This window comes from Maledivibacter halophilus, assembly GCF_900167445.1.
GTDB lineage: Bacteria > Bacillota > Clostridia > Peptostreptococcales > Caminicellaceae > Maledivibacter > Maledivibacter halophilus.
On record NZ_FUZT01000022.1, the window covers coordinates 23,808 to 44,470 of the forward strand.

Here is a 20,663-nt window from a genome sequence, read left to right on the forward strand (position 1 = left end):
AAAATCATAAATTATTTTATAAACTATAATTACTCTCTTTTCTTAATTATAATTTTAGAGCAAAATAAAAAAGCTAGAGCATAGGCCCTAGCCTCATTAACTTCTATATTTAATTCTTAATAAAATACACTAAACTATTCTAATGTATACTATAAGTTGCTGACTAACTAATTAGCCTACCTTTTTTAATTGTATATGCGTAAACAAGATAATATTTTTTGTTCTCAAATCTCCATAGCCATTGATGAATAAATTCTTCATCTTCTACAAAAGCTTTGTTCTTTTTTCTTTTTTCAATATCTTTTGTACAGTCTATTGATCCCCTTACTCTACAATTTTGTGTAATAACTAAATTATCAGTAAGCTTACCTTCATTTAAATTTTGCTCCAATATTGGTAATAGTTTTAGATTCTTACTAATATCTGATATTTCCGAATGATCTAAAATAAATAATATACTGCCACTGTCATTAGCTAACGAAATTATTAAATCATTATATATTTTAACTGCTTTAGAATATAAGTATCCTATTTCATCATTCAACTTTAATACTTCTTTACGACTATAATTATCTATGTATTCCCCTAGCAATGCCACCGCTTTAATACATATCTGACTATGAACAGCAGTCGAAATGACAGTCGAAAAATTATTCCTATGATTTAGTGGTAATGATGGTTTAGAAAGATTATTTGCCTCTTTTCTGATAAACTTTTGTATATTTTTATATTTAACTCCATCTTTTAGTAAGCGTTCTAGATCATCGTAAAATGTTGGCGTTATTCCACAAAAATCTATACCTCCAATTATTGAAATTTTACTATTGCTATTTTTATTAAGATTTTGCGATTTTATTCCATCTTCCATATGTTGAGTATTTTTATCTAGCAATAAAATTTCATTGTACAATTTAGACAATTCAAACAAATCTAAATCATTGCAATGTCCTGCACCAAATATGGCAACATTATCACAATTACCCTGAACATCAATAATTCTATCTTTGATTATTGAAAGAATACACTTTCTGTGTGCTTCCCAATACTCCCACTTATTCTTATCATCAGTATAGTATTGCGTAAATTTTTTCAAAGGTTTCAAGGCCATCCCCCCATATCATGGAAATCTAACAATATATTCTACATTTTAACATATCATTGCAAAATTTAACAGAAACATATTAAAATTTTAGTGCAAAATAGAAGGAGCAGAGCCTAAGCCCTACACTAATTGATATATATTAGTTTGAAAGAATACTAATATATATCAACAACTTGGTATTATATTAATAATGCTCCACATTCCTATTTGTCGTAGTAAATTTAATTAATGAAAAATACAAGACTTTAACAAGTAGCTTTATCCCTTTATTTACAATATAAGCAATAAGCAAAATATCTAAAATTAATAAGAAAATAGTTCTAGTCAATTTTTGTTAAAATATAAAAACATATTCTACTTACTTTCAACCTATCGTTCATATTTATTCAAAAACAGGAAGCTATTTTAGATTCCTGCTATAAATAATTCATATTTCAAATATCAACATTTCTAGGCTAATTCTATTCTTTACTTTTTTTAATAAAATAAAATACTGCTATTCCAGCTGCCAATAAACCACCTAATAAAATTAATATAAAATTGTTTGTATCATTTACTTTATATATCATTCCATTATATATTATTTCATTTCCAGCTAAATCAACGGCTTTTATATTAAGCTTATTTTCTTTATTTATTAATTTAAATTTGTGATCAAAAGATCTATCCTGTGGTATATCTATTTCACTATCATTTATATATAATTTCGCGTTAGGTTCTAAATCACCTGATATAATTATGCTATCAGACTTAGTTTGTATGTTATCATAATCCTTATTCAAATTTAACTGGGGAGGATATGTATCTACAAAATATTTTCTGTCATAATTTTTTTTATTCCCATGGTTATCTTCCAAAATAACATCTACATTATTTACTCCTTCTACCAAAGTAACTAAAAAAGTATTTGATTCTAAAATATCTTTAATAACAATAGTATCATTTACTGATAAACTTGCTTTGCAATTTTCTTCTAAATCAATAGGCAAAATAACTTTTTTAGTATTCAATATTTCTTCCTCTGGAAATTTTATTTTAGCTTCTAAGGTTTTATAATTTTGAATATTGATCGTTTTTTTATCATATACACCCCCAACACCTTGATTATTAACTGCTGCAACTGCAACTTCTATATCTTCTTCGTCAAAATATGAATAATTGTAACTTATATCATTTATATCTTCTGAGAAAAAAGGTTTATTGTTGCCTTTTTCAAATAACATTATTCTATAAGATTCTATATTCATATTTTCTGCTTTGTCCCAAATAATGTTTAACTGGTTGTTATCAAACATTGTCTTAATATTTTCTACTTTTTCTGGTGTGTTTTGACTATTTACTAAAAATGATTTATCAAAGTACCTATAATCAACCGCTTTATTATTAGCCTCTGCTTTTATATAGAAATAATATTTACCATAACTTAAGTTATCAATTTTAATATTCTTTTTTCCACTTACTTCACCGATAAAACTAGTAATTTTTATACCATCATATCCAGTGTTATCATTATCAGCATATAAGGACACAGTACTTCCATTGTCTGCATTGTTTATATTCCATTCAAATTCATAGCTTTTACCATTATCTTCAGTTAAAACATTAAATTTCTCAATTGCTATTAAGTCAGTAATCTCACTTACCTCAATTAATACCTTTCCTAGATTTTCACCGCTAATTTTAGCTTTCCAACTCCCAATTTCAGGAGCATTTATGAAAATTGCGATAGATTTTTTATATAATCTATATCTTTCTTTTAAGTTTTCTGCATTTAATATTTCTCCCTTAGGAGTAGTCAATTCAATAGATGCCTCACTATCATTTTCCCATGTAATTAAGAAAAGGGAGCTTTCCATCTTATCTTTGATTTCTAAATCAACTTCTTTCTGTTTTCCATAGGCTATAAAGCCAGAAAAAATGAAAACAAACAATACAATAAATGTAATAACTCTTTTCATTACTTATTTTCCTTTCTTAAAAATCTATTTCAATCTTAACTTTCTTAAGTAAATTAAGTATGTTTCCGTCATTATCTAAAGCAACTCTAATACTCATAGCATCGTTATTTCCTCTAGCCATTAATATAAATACTGTAACATCTTTATTGAAAATAAATTTAGAACTCCCAGCACCACTATATTTTTCTGAAGTCCATAATTTGTTAATGTATAATTCTGAATTGTTTTCAGCGAGAATTCCATCATTAGTAACTGAAAACAACATATCACCTTTAGTTCCAAACTCAACTAAAATAAGAGCAAGTTCTATTTCACCATTTGCCTTTGCTGTAAATCCATTATAATAGTCATATTTCATTAATCCGTTAGCCAAATCAAATCCTAAAAACTTTAATTTTCCTTCTATTGATAAATTTTTAAAGTCTAGTTTTGCACTACCTTTTAAATTTTCTAGGCTAATAATATCAACATCTCCTGTTAAGGGAAGTTTTAGAGTATTTAACCCAATACCAATATCACAAGTTGAATTTATTATTATACCACCAATATTATTATTTTTAACTATCTCATATAGCTGACTAGCTCCTCCACCAAAACCTTTTAAGTAAATAAGTTTTGAAGGATGTAATGGTATAGCTTTCTCTCCTAAGGCAAGTTTCATCCCTATCTCATCAGGGTATCTTAAATCTTGGCTATAGGCCTTATAAAGCATACTAAAAGAAGAATTATTCTTTTTAACTTTGTTGAATAAAGCAATTCCACAATCTCCTTTAAACAAAAATTTTTTATTTTCACTTATAGTATCTATCTCTAATCTCAAATTACTTGGAGAAGCAAATTTTAATAACGGTAACTTTATAGAATTACCGATAAAATCAATCCCAAAGTTAGCTCTACATAAAACATCATTTGGTGTTATCTTTAATTTTGCTTCATCTATAATTGGAAAGAACTTTCCTCTTACAGCATTTTTATTTTTAAAATCTCTTAGCAAGTTACCAAATGCAAACTTACCAATTGTTAAATCAAGCCCATCATTTAGCACTGATATAGTTCCCGATTCAAGTTTAAAAACTCCTAAGTCTATATTACATAATCCAGCTTTTTTAAAAGAACTTTTACTACTGCTTAACGCATCAATAAAAAAATTACTTTTTGAAATATTTATTTCTTTATAACTTAGTACTTTATGGATAAAACTACTATTATTACTGTTAAAAGAAACATATAGCTTTTTATTTCCTTTTACATAACCTGTTTTATATTCATTGTCCTTAACTAAACTATAAGCATGAATTTCTAATTCCCCTGGTGTTCTTAGAAAATTGTTTATTCTTACATTTCCACTAGCTATAAATTCATTATCTTCTATTTGGGTTATTGTATTAGCATTAATATTTAAATTTCCTACCTTAATTGAATTTAATGTCAAAGATTCGTAAATAGTAAAAGTATTATGTAGCACTGAAGTTTGACCTTCTTTATTAATTCCAATTACATCATATACTCCTGGCTCAATTTCTTTAGGAAGCTTAGCTTTTAGCTTTGTATCATTAATCACTTTAACATCATTCGATGAAATATCACCAAACTTTATTTTTATGTCATCAGTGATATTAATCCCATTTATTTCTATATAAACCTCTTCGTTTAACTCACTTTTATTAATACTTTTATTTACAACTTTAGTTAAAATAAATTCATTATTATAGATTACTGCAGATGGCACATCTTTTGTGTTTTCTCCTAGAACTTCTTCTAATATGCTATTTGAATATGTATTATCATCCTTTAACTTTAATATCCATGCATCCGACCACCCTTGATGATCAGGGTATCCTGGCAAACTATCTGATCTCGTCTCACAACTAATAACATATCCACCGTCACTAGTTTGTTGTATATATGAATATAACTCATGACCATTTCCTCCAAAATTTTTAGACCATTGAAAACTACCCTTACTAGAAAGTTTTAATATCAAAATATCAGTATTTCCTTCACTGGCATTCCACCAATTTTCGCCCTTACTAAAACCACATGATAAAATATATCCACCATCTTTTGTTTTATCCATAAAAGATGTAAATTCAGTTTCTTTTGTTCCAAAACACTTTTGCCACTCGATACTTCCTTTTTGAGATAATTTAACTACCCAAATATCTCTTCCTCCATTATTCCCCGAAACATCTCTATCATTTGAGTCAGTATATCCAGAGAATAAGTATCCTCCATCTTCTGTAGGATAAACATTACTAGCTCCATCAAAATCACTACCACCATAGGTCTCTTGCCATTCAATATCACCTTTCTTTGATAACTTTAATACACCAGCATCATATATATCTTCCTCATTAGATGGATAATATTTTTCGCCACAAATTATATAGCCTTCATCATTTGCAGCCTTAATGTCTGTAATACTAAAATGCTCAAATCCTTCTATACACTTTTGCCATTCAATATCACCATTACTTGATATTTTAGATATCCAATTACTTTTGCCTCTATCATTTCCAGAAATATCACCATCGTTTGAGTGTGTACTTCCTAAAATCACATATCCATCATCAGTTAAGACTAATCCACCATAATTATCTCCTTCACTACCCATTGCTTCTTCATTACTACCACCAAAACACTTTTGCCACTCAATATTTCCTTTTGGCGATAATTTAACTAACCAAATATCAGTTAAACCATGGTTTCCAGAAACATCACCATCATTTGAAGATGTTGTACCTATAAAAACATATCCCCCATCACTTGTTTCTCTAATTCTTTCAGCACTATCATGATCACTACCTCCATATATTTTTTTCCATTCAAGCTTACCTTCTGCAGATAGCTTTGCAACAAAGGCATTATATTTTCCAAACTTACTTACATTACCTCCATCTGAACTTGTAACCCCAGCTATTATATACCCTCCACTACTAGATTCTCGTATACATCGCGGCTCAATCCAACCCTCCCCACTAGGAATTATTTTAGACCACTCGACCCTAACATTATCAGAGGAAATATCTCCATCAGCATAAATTGATAAGCTTGTAATAAACGCAAGAACTATAACTATAAATGTACCTATAAATACTTTTTTCATTGTTATCCCCCTAAATACATCATCTTGCAGCAATTTAATTTTAACACACAATAACAGTTGATACAATTTTTAGTAACTAATACATATTTTGGGGGTATGCCTTATTTTTACAGCAAACTATCGCTAATTAATATACTCTCTTATTCACAAATCATAAATAGAGATGGAGTTCTCCTTCTTTAAATATTATATTAACTTGAGTTTTATATTTTTAAATATAGATAATCTTATTTTTTAGACTGTGGCAATTTTATTTTTTACCAAAATTTAAAATATTTAGTTTTATTACAATTATATTACAATATGTACAATTCGCAAGTTTCGACGTTTTTTCCAAATTATTGTATGGTAATATTTTACTACACGCGTGTAACAAAACAATAACATTTTTAGGAGGCTAACATTATGAAAAAAATAGTAAGTGTTTTATTAGTGTTTACAATGATGATAAGTTTTTGCACAGTAAGTTTTGCAAATAGCAATCAGCTAGAAAGCACTAAAACATTAGAAAAAAATGGGATAATCTACGAAATAAAGGTGTCGGAAAATAATAATGTTCGTATTGTTGAAACAAAAGGTAGTGACGGTTTTGTATCAAAAGTTGAGTATAACAAAAAAGAAAACACGGCAACTTTATCAACAAATAAAAATGAAGCAACATATGAATTAAAAATAAACGAATATGAAAATCAAATGAAAACTGTAAATAAAAATTTATATAGAATGTCTTCAGAAGAACCAAGCTATGATAATTATACTTCTGAATATTATCGTAGATACAGTTATATTAGAGACATATTTTCAAATGGTGATACAAAATATGAATTAGATGTCCCTGAAGATTCCGCAGAAGCTTGGGCTAGGGGAGCATACCTTGATGATTATAATTCAAAAGATTATCGGATAAAACAAAAAGGCGACTATTTTATAAATCAATTAGAAACGGCAGATAAATTTACCAAAAGAATAGAAGGAGCTATCGCAAGTAATATGCCTGGTGACGGCTTTGCAATAACATGGGGAGCTATTATGGAACAAATTGTAGATGTATATGAAGATTATTCAACTGCCCAGCTTTTGAATTTATTACTATCACTTGTTGAGGCTATACCTGGAATATCCTTAGGTGCAGCAGCTATAGAATCTTTAACTTTAGGTCCTGTAGTTGCAGCAAATTTATGGAACTGTCGTAGACTTGTAGACGAGATAAATAATTTATAGACTTCTATAATTCTTTGATTTATTAAGATAAGATAAACTCCTTTCTGATAAATATTAAAATGTATTAATTCAGGAGGGAGTCTTTTTAGTTAATATACTAGGATTTGCTCTTATCATATGACTATTTATATAACCGTTTGACGAAATAAACAAAATAAGTTATTGTAAATACAGTAAAAGTTAAATTAGCATAACAATAGATATAAAACATTAGAAAATAGAGAGTGTGATAGTATGGTATCAAGGGGTATAGATCTCTTTACTAAAATAAGTATTATACTAGCAGGGATATTTGTGATAATTGGATTAGTATTTAAATATGGATATAACGTATTTTTATGGATCGGTATTTTTACAAGTAAAAAGCATACTCGTACAACTCAAATCATAAAATATTTCGCTAGAAAAAGTACAATATTCATTAGTCTAGCTATAACAATACTTATATTAGTATTTCTTGTTAATGTATTTTATGGAAGGTAACTTAAAATTTTATATACCAATGTTAGCATAAGTAAATAAAAAATATATTTTGACAATCCTGTTCTAAAATATTAAGTATTTTCAATAGCCATAGATAAATAGAATTAAAACTATTAAAAAATTTCCATATGCAAGAGCTAAAGTGGACTTCTTAAAAACATATTCTTTATAAGAAATTACTCTATGAACCATAGCTAAGCTAAACTCTAAGATAAACTCCTTCCCACTAGTCCAGAGATACACCAGAATTTTTTAAATAGATTAACTGTTTAAATTCTATTTTTTCAAAAATTGATAGAGTTAAAATAACTCTATCAATTACAAATCATTAACCCCTATAAATAGACAGGTGTCGTACGATTGCAACACCGAATAAGGCAATCTATCCTATAGAAAAACACATTATATAATATATATTATACCAACCCCATATCAAGGCGAAAAATCATTGAATGAATGTCAAATAATATGCTATACTATAAATAAGATAAATCTTTTGTTAGAAGACAACTTTGTCACAAAAAGAAAGCAGGTAGTGAGGCTATCTGCTTTCTTTTACTTTATTGTATTAGGCTCTTTGCCAACAGTTGGGGTAGGATTAGTTTTAATCCTGCTCCATTATTATATTAGAGCGTATTTTAATATAGCAATAAAATTCTATATGAATTTGGATGTATTTAATAAACCTAGCTAAAATATAGGCTTTAATATTGATATTTAATTATTATTTAGTTAGTACAATAAATAATTCTATTACGGAATCTATGAAAACTCCTGAGTCCGAATGGCACTCTTTTTAACACTTTAATTTTATTGTTAAATCCTTCAGTTCTTTTAAACCTCCTAATTATTTTGGACAATATATCTTAAAATCAAATTATTAAGGAAGTAAAAGAAACTAGTAATGCTTCATTAAGTAGTAAGAGAATATGATTTGCTATGTGGTACAGTAAACAGATGGGTCAGAAACAAATTAATACTCCTGCCAGTTCTTTAAAATATAATAATGGCAAAGATAATGATACCATCATTAAGAAAAATGATAGGCCTAAAAAACTATTAGATAAGAAACTTTAAGATAGCTATAGTCTTAAGAAGAAAAGTTTATAGACTTTGTAAAAAAAAACTAGATATTCATCAAAAAAAGGAAAAGAAAATCTCCTAATAACATATTAAAAAATCTCCTAAAACCAAGAATCAAATTAAAACTATTTTTTCATATTTTCTTCAACACTATTTACATTCTACTATAGTTCTATTATAAGCCGAAAAATATACTGGTGAATTCTTTTCCTTGCTCAGTTGTTAATAGTTCCCTAACTCTCAAATACAATGATAACGCCCCCGATCATTAATTATCTTTTTTCTGATATTGATTGAACATCCTTTCTCAAATCAGCTCTACTTGGCTGGATATATCTACGTGTAGTTTCTAAACTTTCATGACCAGCCAGATATGCCACCCTTTGTAGGGGTACACCATTATCTACAAGGCTTTTACAAAAAGTATGTCTGAGTATATGTGGTGAAACATTTTCAAGTCCTGCCTTATTAGCGTATTTATAAACCATATATCGAATAGAACGATCTGATAGTGGGGTTCCCCTTTCACTTAAAAAATAAGGGTCGTCTCGACTTTCAGGATTCCTAATTTCTAACCATTCCTGTAATGCTTGAATTGCATCACCATTTAGGGGTACTATTCTATATTTATCTCCTTTACCACCTCGGATAGTAACATCTTCCATCTTTTTCTTCAAACAAACATCTGAAATAGTAAGGTCAGAAACTTCCTGAACCCTCAATCCAGCACCGGCCATTAATCGGCATATTGCCATATCCCTTTTTCTAACAGTATCATTCTTTTCATTACTAATTGCATGAAAAAACTTTGCAACTTCCCTTTTTCCTAACCACTTAGGAGCTGCATATTGTTTCATTGTCCTTTTCATTTTGACTTTTAACGCAGGATTAAAAGTCGTTAAATGCATTTCAGTAGTGAATTTAAAAAATGTTTTTAATGATGCAATAATCTTATTACTATATGCTGGCTCATATTTTTTAATCTTGTCCATATAGGCTTGAAACTCATATAAATGCATTGTTGTTACTTTATCCGGTACAAAATCCTCATTCTCTGTTTCTACATACCAATCGACCAGCTTTCCTAAAGCAGATCTATAACTTTTAATTGTGGCTTCACTTTTTTCCTCATTTTTTAACCAATCTATATATTGATTTATAGTTTCCATAAAGTATCCTTTCTCTACTGGGTAGTCTATTTTATAATATTCTTTAAAGACATCTTAATAGTATATAATACAATTATCATATAAGAAATCATCAACCTCAGAGTAATCGGCGCTTTCATAATACGCAGATAATCTAGTGTTGAACTCTAACAAATCATTTTCTTTGACAGTAAAAATACCACTTCCATTAGATACTAGTATCTTATTTGCAATGAGAGTACTTGCTCGTTTATTTCCATCCCAAAACAATTGACTTCTTGCTGCCCATAAAAAGTAATATATAGCTCTTGATGTTGCAGTAGGAAGATTAAGTATTTTATTTAGTTCTAATTCCACCTGGTCTTTATCTGGTACCGGAGGTATATAAGACGTTCCTGAAATCCCTACTCTACCAGTCCTTAGTACACCCCATTCCAGAGCTTCATTTCTTGCAACCTCAGCATGTATTTTGCAAATATATTCTAAAGTTAGGGGTTCTTCTATAGTTTTTAGCATATATCGCCAAGCATTCCTAAGATTAATTATACATTCAATATCACTTATACTTACTCCTGAAACATTTACACCATTTAGTATTGTTTCAGTTTCAGGAAAGGTAACATTACAACCCTCAAGTTTTGCACTGTTATATATATTTTGGATAATAATTTTTTTAGCATGAAATATGTTTTCTTTGATTGATAAATTACATTTATTTGAATAATTTTTAAATATCATATTATTATTCAACCTCCATTTTTGTGTTATAATAATTTTCTAAAACCTTTACCGTATTCTCGGTAAACCTAATTGCATATATTATACCGTATTCTCGGTAATATATCAATGGAATATACATAAAATTAATCCGAGAATCTTATTTCTCGGATTAATTATTAGTGATTCCTTAGAATAGTAAATCCTAAGAAATTACTTCTAAATTATATCATAGCGTAGGATAATGTTAATATGTTGGTGAGACCCCTATAAATACAACATTTTTTTCAGTATAAGGTATGTTAATTATAATTAATACACCTGATTAATATAGTTTATTATTTTAAATGTAAAACTTGCATGTCCAATGAATAAATTAGGAGGGGTTTTTTTGCTATTTTAGGCTGGATATTGATTGGTACTGGGTTAGATCTGAAGATATTTGCTAATTTACCACTTTAGACATAAAGAAAGTTATCCTTAATGAAAATATCTTTCTGGTGCAAATAAATATAAATGATTCTCCTAAATCATTGGTATTTATACTTTACTGTATACATGCTAATGGTTTAGGAGATTTTTAATTTATAATAAACTTTTCTCAGATTAGCTTATTTAGAATTATCTTTATTAACTGTTTTAATCTTATAGCGCATAGTAGTTTTAAAACTTTTTTCAAATTTTTTGTAGCTGGGGTTTACAATTTGCTCTTAAAAGTTGTTTTTAATATATGAGAAGCATTTAACCGGTTAAAGCTCTCGGATAAAAATATCGGAGGTGCTGTTATGAAAAAGATGAAAAAAGTACGTTCTGTTTCAGTATTATTAGTATTGGTTATAGCTTTCGGAGCTGTGGCTTATGCAAGTTCTTGCGTATATATGGATGAATGGAAACAATTGTATGATAATATTTATACAAATTGCCAAGTAACATACGATTATCATAATGATATGGTAATTGAACAAAATGAGTTAATTGATCTAAATGACATGCTGGTAGCTGAAGAAGAACAAATGGAAGCTCTCTATGACGAGATGGGTAAAACTGTAGGAATAGGCTTTACAGATGCAATTTCCGCTTTTATGAGTGCTTATAGTGCTTGGTTAGGTACTGGCGATGGATCGAGTATTGCTGAGGAAGCAGCAAGTGCTTTAGATGCAATAGCTGCACTAAGTGATTTAAACGATGATGTTAAGCAACTGAAATCTGATATGGAAGATACAGTAAATGCAATTGAAAATAAAGTAGAGATAATAGAAGTTTATAAAACTGGGTTATATCAGCATACTAATGGCAGCTCATGTGTAAAAGAAATTGATTAATAATAAATCACATTACAAAGAAGGCTATTTCATTGTGAATAGCCTCTTTTCCTTGTAATATAAAATTGTAATAATAAGTATCTATAGATAAATTACTCTTAAGATGTAAGGTAACACAAACATAAGAATTAGAACTAAAATCAGTAATATAATAATTATTATATCAAATGTTCCAAAAAGACCGAATTTTTTTCTAAGCATACAATTATAAGCAACTATACCATAAGCTGTTAGCATACGAGCTATATGAGGCATATCTAAATATTGTAATAATATATCCACAGAAAGCATAACAATTATCATTAATATAGCTATCATAACAGTTTTCATACTTATACTCCTTATTTTGAAGAATAATAAATAGTAGCTTCTAACCTAAATATAGTACAAGTACAATAATTTATACCTTCTATTTTTAATTTTAAGGAGTGGTATTTATACTTAATTACACCATTAATTATCATCTGCTAAAAGTTTTTTAAGATTTTTTAAGCCACGATTCTTTGCTCGATTTACAGCTTACCTTGATATATTTAAAATAATTGAAATCTCTCTATCTGAATATCCTTGGATATATTTTTTGTAAATGATTTGCTTTTGTAGTTGTGGCAAAGAATCAAGTAACATAGAAATGAAAATTTCACTATCAAAACTAATTATAGAATTATCACTAATAATACTGTAGTCAATTTCAACAGCCACCTTATTCCTTCTTTTATTCTTCTTGCACAAATTCTTAAATGTATTGCTTAAAAACTTATGAATAAATATAGCCAATGCTCCTTCATTGTCAGGATTAAAGTTAGATAAATTAAGATCATTAACCAGTTCTATTAAAAATATGATTAAATCTGTTTCTGCCTCTTCTATCAATAATAGGAACATTATAATGTTCTTCAATCTTTTTTCCTTTCATAGCACTACAAACAGCTGCATGCCTTGCATTAAGCCCCATTGCTTCTCGTACATCCTCTGACTTAATTTCTATAGAGGTTAATCCAGAACTCTTAGCCTTTAATATATAAATTTTCTTATTTTATCTGCTAAATCTCATCTTTTAGCCTCTATATTTCTAGAATTAATTGTTTTTTTAATATCCGGAGTCAGACGGAACTCTAATTATATATTTGCTGTTATTTAAGGCTGCTGGTACAAGTACGACACTTATTCCTTTTAATTCTTCAAGATATTTATTCTTGACTATTTGAAAAGTTTTTTCTTCAGTAACAAAAAAATACTTGTGATCAGCAGACTCTTTATTTAACTTCTGAAAATCCTTTTTAAACATCTTTTTCTGTTGTGCTCCAAGGTCATTTGGTTTATATGGAATAGTAGTCTTAATCTCAGCTATTATACGCTTTCCATCTACTGTTTTTATATCAATATCTAAGCCAGAAGCTCCCTGTGGCTTATCTGCGACATCAAAATCAGAACTTATTCTATGAAATGCAGTTAAAAACTGTTTGGCAAGTATACAAGCTATAAAACTAACATCGTTATTAAGATTACCCATTATACGTTTAAACTGACTTATATATATATACCATTGACAAATTGAAAATTTATAGTCTTCATTTTTAGATATTAAATAACTTTTAAGACTATCCATTTTTTCTGATATTGTCCTTAAATGATTTTGTTCATTAGTAGTAATTTTCATTTCTTCGCCCTCATTTCTTTACTTAGGAGATTTTACCTAACGTATTGTGTTGCCAAAATTCATGAGAATAATGATAAGCTATTTTGTAAATATATTATGTTAATATTTCAATTAACTTATAAATTTCATAAGGCGTTATTTTTCCTTCTGAATAACTTTTTTTCACTTCTTGATTGAAATTACTATTTTTCTTTAATGCTTTTAACCTTTCAAATTCATATTGATTTGTTTTATTGCTTATAGAATAATTTATCGATGGACCTTTAGTTTTATTTTTTTCATGAATTTTACAATCTAAAAGTTCAATCATCTTTTCAAAAAATATTATTATTGTATTAAACTCATCTTCTAATTCCTTAAATTCAAAATGCATAATTATTTTATTTTTTAAATTTTTTATATCCTTAATAATTTCTTTAATATCTTCTATTACCAATTCTCTATAATCACTAATAACTTCTACTTCACAAATCGCACTATGTTCTCCATACTTTATATATCCAAAATTATATAAGGCTATAATACATTTTTTTAAAAAATAGGTAAAACTTCTTTCAACATTTAAATTACAACTAACATTTAATTTATTTATTCTTTTTAATATATAAATATATTCTTTTTTGGTTGTTAAGGAACAATAATTTATATTCTGAATAAGTTCACTACTAATATATTTAATTTCATCTATTTTAAAATAAATATCAATTAGAGCTATTTTTTCTTCATCAGTCACATCTAAAAATCGAAATGCCTTAAATAATTCTAGAAAAGGTGAAGTGAAAAGTTTAAATATTGTTGTATTATCAATTTCTTGACTATCTTGATTAAATAAATCATCATGAAAATTATTATAAGCATTAACTCGATAATTTCTTGGTTTTTTCAATACATCATGAATAAATTTCTTGCCAACATATTCATAGTCAGTATATTTTGACTTCCCGTTTTCTAGCAAACTCCATATAATTCTATCCTTTTTCTCATTGTTTATCCTATTTCTTAATACGTTAAGTGGATTTTTAACATCTTTTTCATTAATAAGTTCATCATGATTATAATTAAATAACTTTAGAACACAATAGTTCTTCTTATTTTTTTTAATATTGAATATATTATTAATTTTTTCTTTATTTAATTTTCCTGACTTTTTCATAGCGATTAATTCTATTAATGTATATGAATTTGAATCGTGATTAAATTTAAGTGTTTCTACTAATCCTTTCTCAATATTTATTTCCTTATATACTTCTGGTAAGAAATGTTTTACTAAAAAGAAACTAAGCACAGTATCTTTGTGTTTTCTATATTCTTCATCTTTTAATATAACAAATAATTCAAATATGTAGTGTTCAACTTTTCTTATGCTAAAATTATAAAAATCTAAAAATAATTCCTGATTCATCTGAAATTTATCTCGCAAAACAGTATATCTATTTCTTTGCTTATAATCTTTCATAAAATCAAAATCTTTTATTTCTAATATGCTTTTATCTATATTGTTTTCTTCTAACACAAATTTTACAATCTCAAAAAAGTTCATTTGTGTCAGATGCATCCTATATGGTATGTATTTTTCTAAGTAAGAACTATCAAAACCAATTTCATTTAATTTATATTCATGGAATTGATAAATAATTTTTATATTATCGCTGGAAATTTTTTCCGATATGGCAAATATATTTTTTATAATTTTTTTATCTGAAATTCTATCTATATCTTCATAGATTATCAAAATTTTTTTATCTATCTTATTTAATTCATCTTTAAATCCTTTTACTATTTCAGAATAAGTATAGGTTTCAGGAAAAATTAAATTACTTAATTTTTGTATAAATTTATCCTCACCCAAAAATTTCTTTAATTTATTTGAGTATTTAGATATTATTCTATGCTTATGTATTATTTTCTCAATTTCTTTTGTCAAAACTAATTGAAGTTCATTAAGATCACATGATAAAACATCTATTTCAATTATTTCATATTTATCCTTGATTTTCTTTTTCAGTTCATTAACTAAAAAAGATTTTCCCGATCCCCATTCACCGTCAATTCCTATGATTTTAAATAGGTCTAAATAGTCTAAAAGTCGTTTTAAATCTTTTTTTCTTTTAACTATTAATTTCTTATTTTCTATATTATTTTTTTTATTTGTATCTAATAGGAAACTGCATATTAACATACCTAGTATAAATAAATAAAATAGCATACCCATTATCCATGTTGATTTTTCATTGCTGTAAACTACTTTCATTATTACATATAATATTAAATTACCTATAGATATAATTATAAATGTATCAAAAACTTCTATGTTTTTTTCATATCATAATTCCATAACAACCAAACCCACATTAAAAATATAATTAAAAAAAAATGAATTACATCAATATTAGTTGTATACAATATTAAATATGATAATATTGTACTTATTAATAATTTATTAAAAAATGATCGTATACTCTCCATTTTAACCTCACTCTTTATATACTGAATTTTTTCAACTACCCATTATAAACATAATAAATATACTCTATGTACTGACCATCTCCATATCCTAATAATAAAAAAATAATGGCAATCAAAAATCAAATTCTCCATTCTTACTCACTAAATACATTTCTAATAACTATTATATTATAATTCCTAAAATAATAAAAATTGGTATATAATTATTCAAATATTTTTATGTTGCAAAAATTTCTTGCTATAACTTATTCTATTTTTATTATAAAATAGAGTATTTATCTAAGAATACAAAAAATTATGTTGCAAATATTATTTATGGATTATTTCTATTTTAATAAAGTCAAAAACCATTGAATGAATGTCAAATAATATGGTATACTATAAATAAGATAAATCTTTTGTTAGAAGACAACTTTTGTCACAAAAAGAAAGCAGGTAGGCCCACTACCTGCTTTCTTTCACTTTACTGAATTAATTAGTGCTGCAATTGCTGTTATTAGTGCTGAAAAAGCTACAATTAATTCTACTATGTATCTTCTTCTTTCGTTAGAAGACATTACTTTGTCACCTCCTTTCTCAAAAACGAAAGGATAGTATAATTATAGCATATAAAAAGAGCTCTTCAGAATATGAAAAGCTCTTTTAAATCTATATATCACTTATATATCATTAATTAAATTACATTTCTAATTGAACCTTTCCGGTGAATTTTCTAAAAAGTTTAATACCGCATTAAATACCTCTTCAAATTCTTCACTAGGTCTTATATCCCATCCCCTATCATAATTCACTATTTCTCCTGAATCTTCTCCACGTATAGAAAGCTTACTCACTCTTCCATTGTTTATGCCATAGATTGAGGGACCATCAAATAATTTAGCATAAAATTTATATTCTTTATTGTTAACAATACCTTCAACCCATTTTGTGTCTTTTGGAAACTTTGTAAATTTAACTTTTATAATATCTAAGTCCTCCTTCTACTTACTAAAAATCTTATGTAGAGCTCTCTCAATAACCCTATCTTGATTACCTATTAGTCTAATATTACTTATAAGCTCAACTATTAAATTTTCAAGTTCATCTACGCTGCAATCATAGGAATCTTTAATAACATCTTTTACGTTGTATTTCAATTTCGCTTTATTATTATGCTTTATATCAACTTCTACTTTAAATCCTGGAATTATTGAATCATCAACAACCATAAAAGTATTTATAATTTTATTTTCTATTTATATCTCCTCCTCACTTAAACAAAACAACTATAAATATACTAGATTTCTCAACTATACCACCTTTGACAAGTATTCTTCACTGTTGAAGTTGCCATAATCAACGTCATAGTTAGTAATAATTAGTTCCCTATATCTTTTTCGACTTGAACTTTTCTTAGCTACAGAGTAGTTAACCTTAGTTTCGATAACATTAAAACCTTCATACAACTCTCTTATAAATGGATGATCGTTTATTGTAAGTAAAAACTTTCCCTTAATATTTTTTAGAATATTAGAAAGTTTTATATGTTCTTCCTTATCAAAGTTAATTTTGCATCCTGAAGAAAATTTTATATCAGTATCAAGATATGGAGGGTCGCAGAAGAAGAAAGTCCACTCCCTATCATATTTTTTAAATATTACCTTATAATCCAAGTTTTCTATATATGTGTTGCGAAGCCTCTTTTTTAGATCTACAAGAAACTCTGTATTATAAATTTGTGGACTTGGTCTAGTGTTAGTTCCATAACCATAGCATCCACCCTTAGAAGCAAAACTTTGAGATATAATATATATATACCTCACAGCTCTTTGAATCTCTGTTAGATTTTCTATATCAGCTCTTTTATACTGATTAAATCTATCTCTGCTGCTAACTTCATAAAACATTACTCTGTCAATTTCCTCAGCATGGTATTTAATCATTTTAAATAGATTCATCAACTCACCATCAATATCATTTATAACTTCTACTTTAGATTGTTGCTTCCCAAAAAACACCCATCCTACGCCAAAAAATGGTGCTGCATAGCATTTGTGTTCAGGCAGCATAGATATAATTTTCTTTCTCAATCTTGACTTCCCTCCTAATCGTGGAATAGGAGGTTTTAGCATTTTAAAATTGTTTGTCAATACTACACCTCACTTTTTGTCTTTTGTTTTTAATGTCATGACATCTTCTAATTTAATTTTACTAGAATAGAAACAAAAATAATAGTTTGCAACAGAACACATGTTCGATTATAATGTTAATATAGAGCTCAAAATAAAAGGAAAAAAGGAGGGTTTATATATGGCAATAGAACTAAATGATTGTCATGTAAAAATATATAAGGCTATCAAAAGTTTTTGTGAAAAATATGGATATTCTCCATCTATACGTGAAATACAGAAAACATGTGGTTATAAATCCCCAAGCACTGTTTATGCTCATTTGAAAACACTTGAAAGAGCTGGGTATATTCAAGTAGGGCATAGAAGAAGGCCCAGGGCTATAAAGGTAGTTTAAATCTAGGGAGATAAAAAGGAGTGTAAAAATGGAAGTTTCTATACATACAAATATCATAAAAAATTTTATAAAAAAGCTGGGACTTGATGATACAGATAATTATCTTCGTGATCAGCTGTTAATTACTTCTAAAAAAGTTATTGTAACAAGGGAAGAAATAGATAAAATAATTGAATTAACCAAGTATCAAGATAATAGCGACGAAAAATTGCATCTTAAATATAAGCTTGAAGAGACTAAAGATAAGCTTAAAAATTTGCTCAAAAAACTTAAAGCCACAGATGAAATGTATCTTTGCTTTAAATCTTATATAAAAAATAATAATCAACTAAAATATTAGACCAGGATTACACCTGGTCTAATTCCATCAAATTGTATATTGCTTGCTTATAGCATATTGATTAAGCGATAACCTATAAACGCCACCGAACTTGCAGTCAACAAAGTTTCAACATCTCCCCCAGTAGTAAATCTAAGTGGAGCTTTATAGTTTTTATCATCAATAGGATATAAAATTTCTATTCCTTGATCCGTAAAAAAATCTCCTGCAAGATGTGAAGCATATCCTATCATAAAGCTCATTCCTTCATATTTATATCCATATTTTTGTGTAAAAAGTTGAACTGTTATATAGAATATTAATAGTCCAACTCCTGAATGGGTAAATCCCCTATGATGGGATATCCCAATCATTATCAAAATTATTCCAATGCAATTTAATAATGTACTATTGAATTTTGCATAACTACTATATAGTGCTAATGAACCAAACAAACAATAAATAAACATCTTCATAGCCTTATTTCTTTTTAGAGGCAATATTTTTTGATTCAATTTACTTTTAGGATGATCTAGATCTGGGATCACCGATCCAAAAGCTGCAGATATAACAGTAGTTATTGTTAAAGGAATACCTAGAGCTGGATTTACTAAAAAAGCAGCAGCAGTTCCTATTGTTACATGACCTTTTATATTCATTTTTTATCATTTCCTTTCATTATTTCATTGATAGATAAGCATAAAAAAAACAGCCTTTTAATCGGCCTTTATCGGCTTTTTTTAAAAGAAGCTATGTAATACTACCTTTTAACTATATATAGCCTTTTTCTTTGATTTAAATGGATTTAATACAATGTCAATATTCTCTATAAATAGTTCAGATAACCTTGGATCAAATTGGGTTCCAGCTCCATCTAAAATAATATTTATTGCTTCTTTGTTGCTATACACTTTTTTTCTATAGGGCCTTTCACTTGTTAATGCATCATAAACATCAATTATTGAAATAATTCTCGCTAGAAAGGGTATCTTACTTTCCATAAGGCCATCTGGATATCCATTTCCATCCCATCTTTCATGGTGAGACCTAATTATATTAGAGTAAGTTTTTAATTCAGGAATAAGTCGTATGTACTGCTCCCCAAATATTGAATGTCTTTCTATAACTTTTCTTTCAAGATCATTTAAAGATCCAGGCTTATTAAGTATAGACCCTTCTATTTTATTTTTACCAATGTCATGAAGCAGTGCTAATGCAAAAAGCCTTTCTAATTCCTTATTTTCTAAACCTAACACATATCCAAAATTTTTTGAATAAAGAGCAACTCTTTTTGAATGCTCCACTACTCTTTCGTTTTTTAGTAAAGTTGAAAGTTTTACTATATGATTATTTTGATACATTTCTCCTCCTTATCAATTTGATTTCTTTATAAATATGCATAATTCTATTCGGAATTAAGCTGGTTCCCATAGGTGGTTCCCACTTCTTATCTCCCCCTATTTTCCTTAAGGGAATTTTTCATGGGAACCACCTCCGGAACCAGTAACGGGAACCAGTAATCCTTTGAATATTTATGCTTGTTATACAATCGTTATACATTTTTGAATCATAA

Annotated in this window: 19 protein-coding genes and 1 pseudogene; 5 read left to right on the forward strand and 15 right to left on the reverse strand. The window is 27.6% G+C overall.

All coding sequences use genetic code 11. The features are described from left to right. Positions 1-163 precede the first annotated feature (163 nt). The 3 genes from B5X81_RS25000 to B5X81_RS25010 form a co-directional block, all read right to left on the reverse strand. On the reverse strand, positions 164-1,093 hold the full coding sequence (locus tag B5X81_RS25000) for a hypothetical protein (protein WP_139380469.1): 930 nt from the start codon (positions 1,091-1,093) through the stop codon (positions 164-166). A 470-nt stretch (positions 1,094-1,563) separates the two neighbouring features. After that, entirely contained in the window at positions 1,564-3,060 is a 1,497-nt protein-coding gene (locus B5X81_RS25005) for an LPXTG cell wall anchor domain-containing protein (RefSeq protein ID WP_079495760.1), read from the reverse strand. 16 nt (positions 3,061-3,076) lie between these two features. Then, entirely contained in the window at positions 3,077-6,166 is a 3,090-nt protein-coding gene (locus B5X81_RS25010; protein WP_079495761.1) for a hypothetical protein, read from the reverse strand. A 405-nt stretch (positions 6,167-6,571) separates the two neighbouring features. Here B5X81_RS25010 and B5X81_RS25015 point away from each other — a divergent pair, with 405 nt between their 5' ends. Beyond that, on the forward strand, positions 6,572-7,387 hold the full coding sequence (locus B5X81_RS25015) for a hypothetical protein (protein ID WP_079495762.1): 816 nt from the start codon (positions 6,572-6,574) through the stop codon (positions 7,385-7,387). Positions 7,388-8,598: 1,211 nt separating this feature from the next. On the opposite strand, the pseudogene B5X81_RS28875 reads toward B5X81_RS25015, so the two are convergent. After that, positions 8,599-8,697 (reverse strand): annotated as a pseudogene (locus B5X81_RS28875) (transposase); the annotation flags it as partial. Between the two features lie 112 nt (positions 8,698-8,809). Between B5X81_RS28875 and B5X81_RS27975 the strand changes: the two are divergent. Then, positions 8,810-8,947 carry a hypothetical protein gene (locus B5X81_RS27975; RefSeq protein WP_208985134.1) on the forward strand — a complete coding sequence of 46 codons (138 nt, stop codon included), beginning with the start codon at positions 8,810-8,812 and terminating at the stop codon, positions 8,945-8,947. Positions 8,948-9,225: 278 nt separating this feature from the next. Here B5X81_RS27975 and B5X81_RS25035 read toward each other — a convergent pair whose 3' ends face one another. Then, the gene (locus B5X81_RS25035) at positions 9,226-10,122 is read right to left on the reverse strand and encodes a tyrosine-type recombinase/integrase (protein ID WP_079495765.1); all 897 of its coding nucleotides are present in this window, start codon (positions 10,120-10,122) and stop codon (positions 9,226-9,228) included. A 54-nt stretch (positions 10,123-10,176) separates the two neighbouring features. Next, positions 10,177-10,839: a Fic family protein gene (locus tag B5X81_RS25040; RefSeq protein WP_079495766.1), complete on the reverse strand. Its 663-nt coding sequence runs from the start codon at positions 10,837-10,839 to the stop codon at positions 10,177-10,179. A 773-nt stretch (positions 10,840-11,612) separates the two neighbouring features. On the opposite strand from B5X81_RS25040, the gene B5X81_RS25045 reads away from it, so the two are divergent. Further along, on the forward strand, positions 11,613-12,140 hold the full coding sequence (locus B5X81_RS25045) for a hypothetical protein (RefSeq protein WP_139380470.1): 528 nt from the start codon (positions 11,613-11,615) through the stop codon (positions 12,138-12,140). 81 nt (positions 12,141-12,221) lie between these two features. On the opposite strand, the gene B5X81_RS25050 is transcribed toward B5X81_RS25045, so the two are convergent. From B5X81_RS25050 to B5X81_RS25080, 7 genes are all read right to left on the reverse strand, one after another. Continuing rightward, positions 12,222-12,470, reverse strand: coding sequence for a hypothetical protein (locus tag B5X81_RS25050; protein WP_079495768.1), 249 nt, complete (start codon positions 12,468-12,470; stop codon positions 12,222-12,224). Between the two features lie 189 nt (positions 12,471-12,659). Further along, positions 12,660-13,040 (reverse strand): RNA polymerase sigma factor, encoded by a 381-nt coding sequence (locus tag B5X81_RS25055; protein ID WP_139380471.1) that lies wholly within the window; start codon positions 13,038-13,040, stop codon positions 12,660-12,662. A gap of 190 nt (positions 13,041-13,230) precedes the next feature. Continuing rightward, positions 13,231-13,800 (reverse strand): hypothetical protein, encoded by a 570-nt coding sequence (locus B5X81_RS25060; protein ID WP_079495770.1) that lies wholly within the window; start codon positions 13,798-13,800, stop codon positions 13,231-13,233. 94 nt (positions 13,801-13,894) lie between these two features. Beyond that, on the reverse strand, positions 13,895-16,051 hold the full coding sequence (locus B5X81_RS25065) for a P-loop NTPase fold protein (protein ID WP_139380472.1): 2,157 nt from the start codon (positions 16,049-16,051) through the stop codon (positions 13,895-13,897). A 901-nt stretch (positions 16,052-16,952) separates the two neighbouring features. Further along, the gene (locus tag B5X81_RS28905; protein ID WP_456298925.1) at positions 16,953-17,231 is read right to left on the reverse strand and encodes a DUF7678 domain-containing protein; all 279 of its coding nucleotides are present in this window, start codon (positions 17,229-17,231) and stop codon (positions 16,953-16,955) included. A gap of 15 nt (positions 17,232-17,246) precedes the next feature. Further along, complete coding sequence (locus tag B5X81_RS25075) at positions 17,247-17,474, reverse strand: hypothetical protein (protein ID WP_079495773.1); 228 nt, start codon at positions 17,472-17,474, stop codon at positions 17,247-17,249. 81 nt (positions 17,475-17,555) lie between these two features. Then, positions 17,556-18,377: a DNA adenine methylase gene (locus B5X81_RS25080; protein WP_079495788.1), complete on the reverse strand. Its 822-nt coding sequence runs from the start codon at positions 18,375-18,377 to the stop codon at positions 17,556-17,558. A gap of 178 nt (positions 18,378-18,555) precedes the next feature. On the opposite strand from B5X81_RS25080, the gene B5X81_RS25085 reads away from it, so the two are divergent. Continuing rightward, positions 18,556-18,771 (forward strand): LexA family protein, encoded by a 216-nt coding sequence (locus B5X81_RS25085; RefSeq protein WP_170917605.1) that lies wholly within the window; start codon positions 18,556-18,558, stop codon positions 18,769-18,771. A 28-nt stretch (positions 18,772-18,799) separates the two neighbouring features. Then, positions 18,800-19,111 carry a hypothetical protein gene (locus tag B5X81_RS25090; protein ID WP_079495775.1) on the forward strand — a complete coding sequence of 104 codons (312 nt, stop codon included), beginning with the start codon at positions 18,800-18,802 and terminating at the stop codon, positions 19,109-19,111. 47 nt (positions 19,112-19,158) lie between these two features. On the opposite strand, the gene B5X81_RS25095 is transcribed toward B5X81_RS25090, so the two are convergent. Both B5X81_RS25095 and B5X81_RS25100 read right to left on the reverse strand, forming a co-directional pair. Further along, positions 19,159-19,749 carry a metal-dependent hydrolase gene (locus B5X81_RS25095; RefSeq protein WP_079495776.1) on the reverse strand — a complete coding sequence of 197 codons (591 nt, stop codon included), beginning with the start codon at positions 19,747-19,749 and terminating at the stop codon, positions 19,159-19,161. A gap of 108 nt (positions 19,750-19,857) precedes the next feature. Continuing rightward, complete coding sequence (locus tag B5X81_RS25100) at positions 19,858-20,451, reverse strand: HD-GYP domain-containing protein (RefSeq protein WP_079495777.1); 594 nt, start codon at positions 20,449-20,451, stop codon at positions 19,858-19,860. Positions 20,452-20,663: the final 212 nt, after the last annotated feature.